Annotated in this window: 14 protein-coding genes; 1 reads left to right on the plus strand and 13 read right to left on the minus strand. The window is 40.4% G+C overall.

All coding sequences use genetic code 11. The features are described 5' to 3' along the window. The first annotated feature begins 87 nt into the window (after positions 1 to 87). A complete protein-coding gene (locus ABNR88_RS05890; RefSeq protein ID WP_291927052.1) occupies positions 88 to 843 on the plus strand; it encodes an ElyC/SanA/YdcF family protein in 756 nt (251 codons plus the stop codon). 55 nt (positions 844 to 898) lie between these two features. Here ABNR88_RS05890 and ABNR88_RS05895 read toward each other — a convergent pair whose 3' ends face one another. From ABNR88_RS05895 to ABNR88_RS05955, 13 genes are all read right to left on the minus strand, one after another. Beyond that, on the minus strand, positions 899 to 1,129 hold the full coding sequence (locus tag ABNR88_RS05895) for a hypothetical protein (RefSeq protein WP_291927048.1): 231 nt from the start codon (positions 1,127 to 1,129) through the stop codon (positions 899 to 901). 159 nt (positions 1,130 to 1,288) lie between these two features. After that, the gene (gene ubiA / locus ABNR88_RS05900) at positions 1,289 to 2,140 is read right to left on the minus strand and encodes a 4-hydroxybenzoate octaprenyltransferase (protein ID WP_291927045.1); all 852 of its coding nucleotides are present in this window, start codon (positions 2,138 to 2,140) and stop codon (positions 1,289 to 1,291) included. Further along, on the minus strand, positions 2,137 to 3,048 hold the full coding sequence (locus ABNR88_RS05905; protein ID WP_291927042.1) for an RluA family pseudouridine synthase: 912 nt from the start codon (positions 3,046 to 3,048) through the stop codon (positions 2,137 to 2,139). Before ABNR88_RS05905 ends, ubiA begins: the two co-directional genes overlap by 4 nt. A 2-nt stretch (positions 3,049 to 3,050) precedes the next feature. Next, positions 3,051 to 3,821 carry a TatD family hydrolase gene (locus tag ABNR88_RS05910; RefSeq protein ID WP_291927040.1) on the minus strand — a complete coding sequence of 257 codons (771 nt, stop codon included), beginning with the start codon at positions 3,819 to 3,821 and terminating at the stop codon, positions 3,051 to 3,053. Between the two features lies 1 nt (position 3,822). Beyond that, entirely contained in the window at positions 3,823 to 4,593 is a 771-nt protein-coding gene (locus ABNR88_RS05915) for a hypothetical protein (protein ID WP_348670171.1), read from the minus strand. A gap of 2 nt (positions 4,594 to 4,595) precedes the next feature. Then, entirely contained in the window at positions 4,596 to 5,207 is a 612-nt protein-coding gene (rsmG, locus tag ABNR88_RS05920) for a 16S rRNA (guanine(527)-N(7))-methyltransferase RsmG (RefSeq protein WP_291927035.1), read from the minus strand. Next, complete coding sequence (gene mnmG, locus ABNR88_RS05925; RefSeq protein WP_291927032.1) at positions 5,204 to 7,072, minus strand: tRNA uridine-5-carboxymethylaminomethyl(34) synthesis enzyme MnmG; 1,869 nt, start codon at positions 7,070 to 7,072, stop codon at positions 5,204 to 5,206. Before mnmG ends, rsmG begins: the two co-directional genes overlap by 4 nt. A gap of 67 nt (positions 7,073 to 7,139) precedes the next feature. Further along, positions 7,140 to 8,201, minus strand: a complete 1,062-nt coding sequence (gene fba / locus ABNR88_RS05930; protein WP_291927029.1) for a class II fructose-bisphosphate aldolase — start codon at positions 8,199 to 8,201, stop codon at positions 7,140 to 7,142. Positions 8,202 to 8,225: 24 nt separating this feature from the next. Then, on the minus strand, positions 8,226 to 9,674 hold the full coding sequence (gene pyk, locus ABNR88_RS05935; RefSeq protein WP_291927027.1) for a pyruvate kinase: 1,449 nt from the start codon (positions 9,672 to 9,674) through the stop codon (positions 8,226 to 8,228). A gap of 3 nt (positions 9,675 to 9,677) precedes the next feature. After that, positions 9,678 to 10,841 carry a phosphoglycerate kinase gene (locus ABNR88_RS05940; protein WP_291927024.1) on the minus strand — a complete coding sequence of 388 codons (1,164 nt, stop codon included), beginning with the start codon at positions 10,839 to 10,841 and terminating at the stop codon, positions 9,678 to 9,680. A 17-nt stretch (positions 10,842 to 10,858) separates the two neighbouring features. Next, on the minus strand, positions 10,859 to 11,248 hold the full coding sequence (locus ABNR88_RS05945) for a DUF302 domain-containing protein (protein WP_291927020.1): 390 nt from the start codon (positions 11,246 to 11,248) through the stop codon (positions 10,859 to 10,861). Between the two features lie 44 nt (positions 11,249 to 11,292). Next, on the minus strand, positions 11,293 to 12,288 hold the full coding sequence (gene gap, locus ABNR88_RS05950) for a type I glyceraldehyde-3-phosphate dehydrogenase (protein ID WP_291927017.1): 996 nt from the start codon (positions 12,286 to 12,288) through the stop codon (positions 11,293 to 11,295). Positions 12,289 to 12,317: 29 nt separating this feature from the next. After that, on the minus strand, positions 12,318 to 13,416 hold a 1,099-nt coding region (locus ABNR88_RS05955), incomplete at its 5' end, for a transketolase C-terminal domain-containing protein (RefSeq protein WP_291927015.1).

A 13,416-nucleotide genomic window follows, 5' to 3' on the forward strand; every position in this document is an offset into this window, starting at 1 on the left:
GTGCAGTTATCGTTAAACAAGTAGATGCTAAAACTCGCTCTAAAACAAGTATTAATGAGTTATTAAGAGGGATTTAATAAAATCCTAATGGAGGTTTTATTTTTAACAAAGAAGGTAATTGCTTTTTTTGTTGAGCCTTTAGGATTAATTCTAACATTAGCCATTATTGGTTTATATTTTTTATATAAATCTAGCTATACAAAAGCTAAACTTTTTTTAAGTTTTTCTATATCTCTGCTATTACTATTAAGCTATCCACCAATAGCTAACAATCTAATTAAACCATTAGAGAGTGTGTATCCACAATATAGATACAGTAATAAGAACATTGAATATATTCACGTACTTGGCGGTGGTCATTATGATAATCAGAACCAACCTTTATCAAGTCAAATTGGTAATGCTAGCCTTAAAAGGACCATTGAAGGTATTAGCATTTTTAAACAAATCGATAAAGCCAACTTAAAGCTTATTTTTACTGGATATGCAGGGCCGGGTAATTTCACGTCTAATGCTGAGATGAATGCGAAAATTGCTAGAATAGTAAGCATCTCCAATGATAGCTTGATCATTAATGGCGCCCCAAGAGATACTCAAGAAGAGGCTGTGTTTGCTAAATCAATTATTGGCAACAAGCCATTTATACTAGTAACTTCGTCATCACACATGCCAAGAGCCATTAAATTATTTGAAAATATGGGCATGAATCCAATAGCAGCACCAACGGATTTCAAAGGGGGGAATAAATCATTATTATCCGTCCCAAATATTAGGGATTTTGAAAAATCAAGAAATGCTATCCATGAATTTTTAGGCATAAGTTGGACCTATATTGTTAAGTAGGAACAAAAAAAACCCGCCTTACGGCGGGTTTTTTTTGGTTGTTTATATCGCTAAATTAACGACGCGTGAATAAAGCATAAATAACAGCGACCGCTGCTAAACCGACCAGTCCGTGTGAACCAAGACTGGCAACGATGCCTGTAATAGTGCCGATCACATCGCCACCAATAAATGGTACGCCTTGAGCGCCCGTACCGAAGATTACCTGAACCACGATGGCTAAAGCAATTAATGCAATACCCGCTTCGGTTAGTTTTTTGATTGTACCTATAGCAGTATCAAACATAGTTTTCCCCTTTTAGTTATATTAACAACCCAATCTTTGTGATTGGATTGTTAACAATTTAGAGTGTTTATTAACTTATGTCAAGTATTTTTGATGAAAAAGTGCAATAAAAGTAGTATTTAAGGCACTATATTTTGAAAAAATGCGAAATTTTTAGCGCTAAAGCGCTGATTGGGTAACCGATAGCGCTATTCCAATAAAAATTACCAGTCCAATGTAATTATTATGTAAAAAAGCTCTAAAACAGGCTGTTTTTTGCCGATTTTTGATTAAAAACTGATGATATATCATTAATAAGGCACTCAAAAACAAAGAAAAATCGTAGAAAATTCCCAGTTTAAAAATTTCCGAAATTTTTAATAAGATAACAATAAGCCCAATTTGTAATCCAGCCAGAATCAATCGATCGTATTGCGCAAATAAAACAGCGGTGGATTTAACCCCAATTTTTAGATCTTCTTCTCGATCCGCCATGGCATACATAGTGTCATAAATAACGGTCCAAATAACGGTGGCTAAAAAAATCCACCAAGCAGCACCTGGCACAAAACCATTAGTCGCTGCAAAAGCCATAGGCACGCTCATGGCAAAACTTACACCTAAAACAAACTGAGGCAGGTGCGTCCAACGCTTGGTAAAGGGATACAAAGTGGCCAGAATAGCAGCAACTAGTGCCAACTGCACAGTGAGTGTATTAGTGAACAACACCAAAATGAACGCCACAACAATCAAGCCAAAAAATAACTTTAAAGCATCGGCGGCATTAACTTCTCCTGAGGCGATTGGTCGATTTTGAGTACGCTCAATAAATCCATCAATTTTGCGATCAGCATAGTCGTTAATCACACAGCCTGCAGAACGCATCAATACAACCCCTGAAATAAAAATAGCCGTCAGTTTGATTGATGGCCAACCACCTGCGGCCAAAAATAAAGCCCATAAAGTTGGCCATAAAAGTAGGTAAATGCCTACTGGCTTATCTAGACGCATTAAACGAAAATAGGCGTTCATAACTTTGCTAAAAATTGTGTCAACTCATCAGACAAAGGGGCTTGCACCTTTTGGATGTCACCTGTTAATGGATTGGTAAAGGTAAGCTGATGCGCATGCAAAAACAAACGCTTAAGTCCTCGAAATTTCACTTGTCGATCAAATTCCTTATCGCCATATTTATCATCACAGGCAATCGCATGTTCTGCATATTTTGCATGTGCTCGAATTTGATGAGTACGCCCAGTCTCGATAGTGACTTCCACCAATGAAGCGGAAAAATCCTCTTGGGTGAAATTTTTAAGTGGCTGAAAATGACTCACTGAATGTTTACCCTTGCTGTCTACCACTGCGTATCTTGAATTCTGATGAAGTGGCGCATCAATGGTGTGGCGTTTTTTTGACCACGTCCCTTTTACCAAGGCAGTATAGCGCTTTTCCATTTCATGTTGATGAAGCTGCTCGTGCAGATTTTTAAGCACGCTACGCTTTTTAGCAATGAGCAGCACGCCTGAAGTTGCACGATCTAGACGATGAACCAGCTCAATAGGCTCTTTGTATACTGATCTAAGCGCCTCAATAACACCCGTGTCCACACCACTACCACTGTGAACAGCCACACCACTTGGCTTATTGATAATCAACAAACCCTTGTCTTCATAAATAATGGCGTCCATCAATATTTTTTTAAGACTGTCTGAAACATGCGCAGGTTTTTTCTCAGTTACGCTAATTGGCGGAATGCGCACAATATCTTCTTGTTGAAGCTTATAGTCTGCTTTTTTTCTGCCTTTGTTAACTCGAACCTCGCCTTTACGAATCACACGATAAATATGCGACTTGGGCACACCTTTAAGAATTTTAACTAAAAAATTATCCAGGCGCTGGCCTGCAGAAAATTCGTCAATAGTTTGAAAAGAAACAGCCATTATTATGAGAAAAACAAACGTTTAAAATTATCAGTGGTGGTACTGGCAATTTCTTCAATACTCACCCCTCGTATTTCGGCCAGCTTTTCAGCCACATAATAAGTGTAGGCGGGAGAATTTGGCTTACCTCTATTAGGCACTGGGGTTAGATAAGGCGAATCTGTTTCTACCAGTAGGCGATCTGCAGGTACTTTTTTAGCCACTTCGCGCAACGCCTGTGCACTTTTAAAGGTAATAATGCCAGAAAACGAAATATAAAAACCTAAATCAAGTGCCGCTTTGGCCATCGCCCAATCTTCAGAAAAACAATGCATCACACCTGCTTGTGCTTTTTCTTCGGTCATAATTTGAATGGTGTCAGCCTTAGCTTCACGGGTATGAATAATCATCGGCTTACCAGATTGGTTTGACGCAGCAATATGACGCCTAAATCGATCACGTTGCCAATCTGCAGACTCTTGTTTGACATGAAAATAATCTAGCCCTGTTTCACCAATGGCAATAACATTGTCGTTATCTGCCAACGCTAATAGCTCTTTAACACTTGGGTCTTTGCCCTCTTGCTCCGTCGGGTGCACACCCACAGAGGCGTAAATCTGAGTATGATTTTTAGCAAATGAAAGAACCTCATCAAAATGCTCTAAATCGATACAAACACAAAGAAATTCTTTAACAGATAAGTCATTTGCATGCGCCAGCATACTTTCAACACTACCGCCGAACTGTTCAAAGTCTACACGGTCTATATGGCAATGGGAGTCAACAATATGCATATTACAGACCTAATTTTTTTAGCCAATTCTTGGCTTTGCCGTCTAATTCGTCCGTTAGAGTATTAAGTTTTCCCTGTAGTCGACGATTAATACCTTCTTTAATTTCTTGCTCATTAAGTCTTAAACCTTTTTTCTCAACCTCGGCCTGGATGCGAGATAAGGCGACTTTCATAATCTCTGAACCAACCTGAGCCAAAGGGATGCCACTTTTTCCGCCAAAATCAGTAATCATTACATTCGGCACTACAACCGTCTCTTTGAACCACTGGGTATCAATGAATAACTGAGTATTAACAAAATTTAGCTGTTTAATTTTCACTCGACAAGACTCAGAAGAAGTATTTTGATTTTGAGAATGTTCAGTGGAAACGTTTTTGTGCGTATTTTTAGGCTTACGATTTAACTGATTAAGCAACTCAACCAAATTAACTTGATCCTTGTTTTGCTCTAATGTAAACAACAAGCCGTCAAATTCGAGCTGATCTAATACCACTAACTTGTCCTGACTCTGCTCAGAAAGAGCAGCGCTCAAATGATTTAAAACAAAGGCGTTTTTATTGGCAAAGTTGGGCGGGTTTGCCACTTCAATAAAATCAATGTTAACCTGGAATTGATCCCAGTCACTTCTAAATTCACCAACCGTAACAGAAGATCCGACTGATTTTTGCGCATAAGATTCCACTGCATTTTTAGCAATGGTATCAAACCAGATTACTAAAGAGATAATCGCAACAAGTATTAACGCCAATAAATAATAAAAGATTTTTTTCATGTTTAATTAGGTTGTATTTCTAAAAAATATCTATGGTCAGACACATATGGAACACTCACTTGATGGGCTTGAATTGTAAAGTTTTCAAGCGCCTCCTCTGCAAAACGATTTCCCTTCATGAGTAAGTAATGACCATTATCACACAATAAGTGCTGCGTTAGACTTAAGGTTTTTTCAACCTCTGCAAATGCTCTAGAGGTAATCTGCCCAAAGCACTGCTCTGGTTGAAAATTCTCAACACGTTGGTTGATCACCGTTAAATTATTTAAACCTAGCTGAACTTTGGCAAATTGCATAAAACGGCATTTTTTGCCAACCGTATCTAATACGGTCACGCTCAACTCCGGCTTCATAATACTAATCACAATACCGGGCAAACCAGCACCAGAACCTACGTCCAATAATGGCGTTTGCTGGATATAGGAAACCACCGAAAGGCTGTCTAACAAATGCTTTTTAATTCCATCTTCAGTGTGACGAATAGCGCTCAAATTATAAGTTTTATTCCACTTAATAATGAGTGCCAGATATTTTAATAATTTTGATACTTGCTCCTGGCTAAGATCAATATCCATTTGTTTTGCACCCTCGATGAGCAAGCTTTCATCAGTCATGATCTTTTATAAGTTTTAAGATAAACCAATAAAATTGAGATGGAGGCAGGGGTAACCCCTTGTATTCGACTCGCCTGACCAATAGTTTCTGGTTGGTGCTGTGTGAGCTTTTGGCGCACCTCCGCAGACAAGGCTTGAATACTCTGGTAATCCATCTCAGCTGGTAAGATGGTATTTTCATTTTTACGGTATTTCTCAATCTCGTCCATCTGGCGTTTAATATAGCCTGCATATTTAATCTGATTCTCCACCACGCCAATTAAAGTTTTATCGACCAAATAAGGCTTGCCAGAATCAATTTGACTCAAAATTTTGTAATTAACTTTTGGACGCTTAAGTAGCTCTAATAATGAATACTCATGATTAAGTCTCTGACCTAACACTTCACCTGCTTGCGTATCACTCGCTTGGATCCAAGTGCTTTCTAGACGTTGTTTTTCTTGAGCAATCGCCTCATATTTCTGCTCGAATGCCTGATATCTATCCTCACCAATTAACCCTAACTTTTTAGCCACAGGGGTAAGGCGCTCATCTGCATTATCCTCTCGCAAAAGCAGTCGATACTCTGCACGAGAAGTAAACATACGATACGGCTCATTCGTACCTTTGGTGATAAGATCATCTACCATCACACCAATATAGCTTTCATCACGCTTTGGTAGCCAAGCCTCTTTACCTTGAACGGCACAGGCTGCATTAATACCAGCCAACATGCCCTGGGCAGCCGCTTCTTCATAGCCCGTGGTGCCATTGATTTGACCAGCAAAATACAAATTAGCAATACGCTTAACTTCAAGGGTTTGCTTTAAGCCGCGCGGATCAAAAAAGTCATATTCGATGGCATAGCCAGGGCGCACAATTTGGGCATTTTCAAAGCCTTTGATTGAGTGAATAAAATCCACTTGAACCTCATAGGGTAATGAGGTTGAGATGCCATTAGGGTAAACCTCATTCGTGGTTAAACCTTCTGGTTCAACAAAAATTTGATGAGAATTACGTTCTTCAAATCTCACCACTTTGTCTTCAATAGAAGGACAATAACGCGGTCCAATACCTTCAATATTGCCTGTATACATTGGCGAGTCTTTTAGACCTGCACGGATAAAATCATGTGCCCGCTCATTTGTATGAGTAATAAAACACGAGATTTGCTCTGGATGATCAGAAGGTTTACCCATAAAAGAGAAGCTTGGCAATGGGCTATCTCCTGGCTGCTCCTGCATAAGTGAATAATCCAGCGTACGTCCGTCTAGCCTTGGAGGTGTGCCTGTTTTTAAACGTCCAACACCCAAATCATATTCGCGTAACTTTCTAGACAAAGGGTTAGAAGGTGCATCACCTGCTCGACCTCCTTGAAAATTTTTCTGACCAATATGAATAACACCGCCCAAAAAAGTACCTGAAGTTAGAATAACTTTATCAGCTTTAAAGGTGAGCCCCATTTGTGTGACCACACCAGTGACCACATCATTTTCAATCACCAAATCATCAACTGCTTGTTGAAATAAAGATAAGTTTTCTTGATTTTCAAGTGCGTAACGAATCGCGGCTTTATACAATACTCGATCAGCTTGAGCACGCGTTGCTCGAACCGCAGGACCTTTTGAGGCATTAAGTGTTCGGAATTGAATGCCCGCCTGATCAATTGCCTTAGCCATTGCACCACCCATAGCATCAATCTCTTTAACCAAGTGCCCTTTGCCAATGCCACCAATAGCTGGGTTACAACTCATTTGCCCCAGCGTTTCAATATTATGAGAAATCAACAAGGTGTTAACACCCATACGAGCTGAAGCAAGCGCTGCTTCCGTGCCTGCATGACCGCCACCAATAACAATGACTGAATAATGTGGTTCTTGATTCATCTATTTCCTTGCCAATAAAAAAGGCTCGTCATAAACGAGCCCTTCTGATACTTGCTCTTTAGACTGCTTACTTAATTTGCGCGTCTAATTCACCTGATGCATACTTTTGACTCATTTCATCTAAAGAAGTCACTGTAATCTTATCAGCTTGACCTGCAGCACCAAATGCTTCAAAACGTGCTGCTACAATATCACTCATTGCATTAGTCGCTTCTCTGTAGAATTTACGTGGATCGAAGTTAGCTGTGTTTTCAGCCAAATGCCTACGAATTGAACCCGTAGATGCCATACGTAAATCAGTATCGATGTTTACTTTACGCACACCATTCTTAATACCTTCTTGAATTTCACTTACCGGAACACCGTAAGTTTGACCCATGTCACCACCGAAGTCGTTAATAATCTTCAACCAATCTTGTGGCACTGAAGATGAACCATGCATCACTAAATGAGTATCTGGAATACGCTCATGGATTTCTTTAATGCGATCAATACGCAAGATTTCGCCTGTAGGCTCTTGAGTAAATTTGTAAGCACCATGAGAAGTACCAATAGCAATTGCTAGTGCATCAACATTCGTTGCTTTAACAAAATCAGCCGCCTCTTCAACACCCGTTAACAGCATATCAAGGTCTAATTTACCTTCAGCGCCATGGCCGTCTTCTTCACCCATTTCACCCGTTTCTAATGAACCTAGACAACCTAACTCGCCTTCAACTGATACACCACCAGCATGTGCCATTGCAACGACATTTTTAGTCACATCTACATTGTACTCAAATGAAGATGGTGTTTTACAATCTGCTTCTAATGAGCCATCCATCATTACTGATGAAAAACCTGACTGGATTGAACGTAAACATACTGCTGGCTCTGAACCATGGTCCTGATGCATTACCACTGGAATATGTGGGTACATCTCTGTTGCTGCAATAATTAGATGACGCAAGAACGGTTCGCCTGCATAACCTCGTGCACCTGCAGAACCCTGCATGATAACGGGTGAATTAGTTCTATCAGCCGCTTCCATGATTGCATGAACTTGCTCCATGTTGTTGACATTAAACGCTGGCATACCGTAGTTATTCTCTGCAGCGTGGTCTAGTAATTCTCTTAATGAAATTATCATATTTTCTCCTTTTCTTATTGCTTTTTAATAGTTAGCATCACCCACACGAAGAATCTTCATCATGTTGGTTCCGCCTGATTTATCTTTATACATTCCCTTGGTTAATACTACCAAATCTCCACTCTCAACAACACCACGATTTGTCAGTGTATCGACAACTTTTCGATTAACTTCTGACCACTCTGTGTTGGTATCTTTATCAATGCCGCAAGGGTATACGCCACGATATAAAGTAACTTTGCGCAGGGTCTGAACGTTATCAGACATTGCATAAATTGAAACATTAGAACTAATTCTTGACATCCACATGGCTGTCTTTCCTGTCTCTGTCAACGAGGCTACAACAGTTGCACCTAAATGATTAGCCGCATACATAGCACTCATGGCAATGGTTTCATCAACATACTCAAATGATTCATTCAATCGATGATGTGACATCTTGGCAATTGGATTTTTTTCAGCCTCAAGACAAACCTCTGCCATCGTCTCCACAGAATTTTTAGGATAGTCACCTGCTGCAGTTTCTGCTGAAAGCATTACCGCATCAGTACCATCAAGTACCGCGTTCGCCACGTCAAACACTTCAGCTCGTGTTGGAATTGGGTTTTCAATCATTGACTCTAGCATTTGCGTAGCAGTTACAACAATTCGGTCGTTAGATCGTGCTAATTTAATCAAGCGTTTTTGCTGTGCTGGTAATTGCGCATCGCCAATTTCAACACCCAAATCACCACGAGCAACCATAATACCGGCAGACTCTTTAATGATATCAACAATAGTTTCTTCTACTAAAGATTCAGCACGTTCAATTTTTGAGATAACACCCGCTTCACAGCCTGCTTGAATCAGCAAAGCTTTAGTTTCACGCACATCATCACCGCTAATTGGAAAAGACAAGGCAACGTAGTCAGCTTTAGCTTTGGCCGCAATTAAGATATCTTTTTTATCTTTTTCAGTCAGCGCATTCGCAGACAAACCACCGCCACGTAAATTAATGCCTTTCTTGTCGGATAAAATACCACCTTGGGTTACGATCGTGTTGATCTTGTTGCCCTCGATATTGCTCACTTCTAAGACAATCTTGCCATCATCAAGAATTAAAATATTACCCGGCTTAACTTCCTGGGGCAGTGTTTTATAAGCAATACCAACTGACGCTTGATCGCCAGATAACTCATCCTGATCAGCATCTAGAGCGAAGCTGTCACCATTATTTAGAGTAATTTTAATGCCGTCTTTAAAAGAAGCGATTCTAATTTTTGGACCCTGAAGATCCATCAATATACCAACATAGGTATTGTTTGAATGCGCCCATTCACGAACCGCCTTAACTCTGCCCAAATGCTCTGCTTCAGAGCCATGAGAAAAGTTAACACGGACAACATTAACACCTGCTTCTAAGATACTTTCTAATACACCAGGTCTATCCGTTGCCGGACCCAGTGTTGCTAAGATTTTAGTTCTTCTAATCAAGTATTACTCCGCCGCTCTTTGCTCTAGAATTTCTACTGCTGGTAATTTTTTACCTTCAAGGAATTCTAAGAAAGCGCCGCCGCCTGTTGAGATATAGCTAACCTTGTCTTCAATGTCATATTTATCTACCGCTGCTAGTGTATCACCACCACCTGCAATTGAAAATGCATCCGACTCAGCAATCGCCATTGCAATTGTTTTTGTTCCACCTTCAAATTGATCAAACTCAAATACACCCACTGGGCCATTCCATACAATTGTGCCTGCGTTTTTCATAATATCTGCTAATTCTTGAGCAGAATCTGGACCGATATCAAAAATCATGTCGTCGTCAACTACTGCACCTGAAGCTTTAGTTTCGGCAGCTGCTGTTTCAGAAAATTCTTTGCCACATACCACATCTGTTGGCACGGGGATTTCACAATCTTGCATTAATTTTTGCGCCGTTGGGATAAGGTCATCCTCACAGAGTGATTTGCCCACATTGTGGCCTTGTGCTGCAATGAAAGTATTAGCAATACCACCACCAACAACCAACTGATCAACAATCTTAGACAATGATTCTAAAACAGTTAATTTTGTTGATACTTTTGAACCACCAACGATCGCAACCATTGGACGCTTAGGATTGTCTAGTGCCTTTCCTAATGCTTCAAGCTCACCTGATAGCAATGGACCAGAACATGCAACTGGTGCATACTTAGCCACGCCATGTGTAGAGGCTTGTGCACGGTGTGCCGTACCAAAAGCATCCATAGCAAAGATGTCACACATCGCCGCCATACGTTTTGATAAAGCGTCGTCATTGGCCATTTCACCTTCGTTAAAACGTACATTCTCGCAAAGTACAACTTCGCCATCAGCCATTTCAACACCGTCTAACCAGTTCTTTTCTAAGCGCACTGTTACACCTAGAATTTCCGTTAAACGATCTGCAACAGGTTGTAATGTAAATTCATCACTGTACTCACCTTCAGTTGGGCGACCACGATGCGACATAAGCAATACTTTAGCGCCTTGTTTCATGGCCATTTCAATGGTCGGAACAGAAGCTTTAATACGCTTATCACTCGTTACAACGCCATCTTTGATTGGTACGTTTAAGTCTTGACGAATTAAAACTTTTTTAGAGCTAAGATCTAGATCTGATAAATTGATAACTGACATTATTTTCTCCTACTTGTTTATGCAATTGACTGATCAATAATATTGATCAGTGCTTGCTCAACAGGTTCTATCAATGAAGATACATCTTCACTGGTTAGTTGAGCAATATGTTTAGAGGGTGACGCCATTCCAACTTTGGTGGCGCCATCCAGTGTATATACCGAAATTCGACAAGGTAAAACACTTGCCAAATTCATATCCTTCTCGAGGATATTTTTTGCTACCACAGGGTTGCAAATTTCAAACACGTGACATTCTTCTTCTAATGTCTGGCCTTTTCCGGCTAGTGTTTGTTTAATATCGTAAGAATGCAAAATTCCAAACTTATTGTTTGGAACGGCTTCTTTCAATTTTTCAATAACTTCTTCAACACTAAGCTGAGAGTCTTTGATAATTAAATCTGGCATAGTTAAAAAGACGGCTCGATAAACGGAGCCATCATTTTTAATTATTAAGCGATGTGCTCAACTAAACGAAGCATGTTACATGTGTAACCATACTCGTTATCGTACCAAGATACTACCTTAACAAATGTATCGTCAAGTGCAATACCAGCGCCAGCATCAAAGATTGAAGATTGGCTAATACCACGGAAGTCAGAAGATACTACAGACTCTTCTGTGTAGCCTAATGTACCTTTCATTGCACCTTCAGAAGCTTCTTTCATTGCTGCACAAATTTCTTCGTATGTTGCAGGCTTATCAAGCTCACATGTTAAGTCAACTACTGAAACGTCAACTGAAGGAATACGGAAAGCCATACCAGTTAGTTTGCCGTTAAGCTCTGGTAATACAACGCCTACTGCCTTAGCAGCACCCGTTGATGAAGGAATAATGTTTTCAAACACTGCACGTCCACCTCTCCAGTCTTTCATTGAAGGACCGTCAACAGTTTTCTGAGTTGCAGTAGATGCGTGAACCGTCGTCATAAGGCCACGCTTTAAGCCCCAGTTATCATCGATAACTTTCGCAATTGGTGCAAGACAGTTAGTTGTACATGATGCAGCAGAAACGATTGCTTGACCAGCGTACTCAGAGTGGTTAACACCGTATACAAACATAGGTGTACCGTCTTTAGAAGGTGCTGATTGAACAACTTTCTTAGCGCCAGCATCAATGTGAGCTTGACAAGATTCTTCAGTTAAGAAGAAACCAGTACAATCGATAACGATTTCTGCACCAACTTCGTCCCACTTAAGGTCTGCAGGGTTGCGCTCAGCAGAAAGACGTACTTTCTTGCCATCAATAATAAAGTTATCGCCTTCAACCGCTACTTCACCGTCAAAACGACCTTGTGCTGTATCGTACTTAAGCATGTATGCTAAGTAATCATTTTCCAATAAGTCGTTAATACCGACTACTTCTAATTCTGGGAAGTCCTTTTTAATTGCACGAAATGCCATGCGACCAATACGACCAAAACCGTTAATACCTACTTTTATTGCCATCTTTCTACTCCTTTTACTTGTTTAATAAATTAAGAACAACTGCCACAACAGCCGTCTTTAAAAAGCCCATCAATAGTGTTTACAACATTCTCTACTGTGAAGCCAAATTCTTTAAATAATTGATCTGCTGGTGCAGATTCACCAAATGATTTCATGCCAACGATAGCGCCTTCTAAGCCAACATACTTATACCAACCGTTGTCAATACTCGCTTCAATTGCAACACGCTTAACACTTGTTGGAAGAACGCTTTCTCTGTACTCATCGCTTTGCTTGTCAAATCTTTCAGGACAAGGCATTGAAACCACACGAACATTTTTGCCTGATGCCGCTGCGGATTCAACTGCTAAGCCCACTTCAGATCCTGTTGCAATCAACACAACGTCTGGCGTGCCAGCGCAGTCTTTTAATACGTAACCACCTTTTGCAATGTTAGCCACTTGCTCAGCCGTTCTCTCGTTTGGCGCTAGCGCTTGACGTGAGAATACTAATGCAGTCGGGCCATCTGCTCGTACAATTGCCTCCTTCCATGAAACAGCAGATTCAGTTGCATCACAACCTCTCCATGTTTCAAAATTAGGAATAACACGCATTGTTGCTAATTGCTCAACTGGCTGATGCGTTGGACCGTCTTCACCCAAACCGATTGAGTCATGCGTGTAAACATAAATCGTACCAATTTTCATCAATGCAGACATACGTAACGCATTACGCATGAACTCCATAAACATGAAGAATGTTGCGCCATAAACTTTAAAACCACCATGTAGAACCATTCCGTTCATCATGTGTGCCATACCAAATTCACGTACACCCCAAGAGATGTAGTTACCCTCAGCATTGTCTGCATTTACTTTAACTGTGCCTGACCAATTCGTTAGGTTAGAACCAGTTAAGTCAGCAGAACCACCAAACATCTCTGGTAATAATGGACCCATTGCTTCGATTGCTTTTTGTGACGCTTGACGAGATGCAATTTTTGGCATTTCTTCTTGAGTCTTAGCAATAAACTTATCCATTTCCATTTCAAAGTTCGCTGGCAATGTGCCTGCCATACGACGTTCAAATTCTGTTGCGTCTGCAGGGAACTCAGCCTTATATGCTGCGAAAGCATCATTCCAAGCCGCT

This window comes from uncultured Candidatus Thioglobus sp. (assembly GCF_963981275.1).
Taxonomy (GTDB): domain Bacteria; phylum Pseudomonadota; class Gammaproteobacteria; order PS1; family Pseudothioglobaceae; genus Thioglobus_A.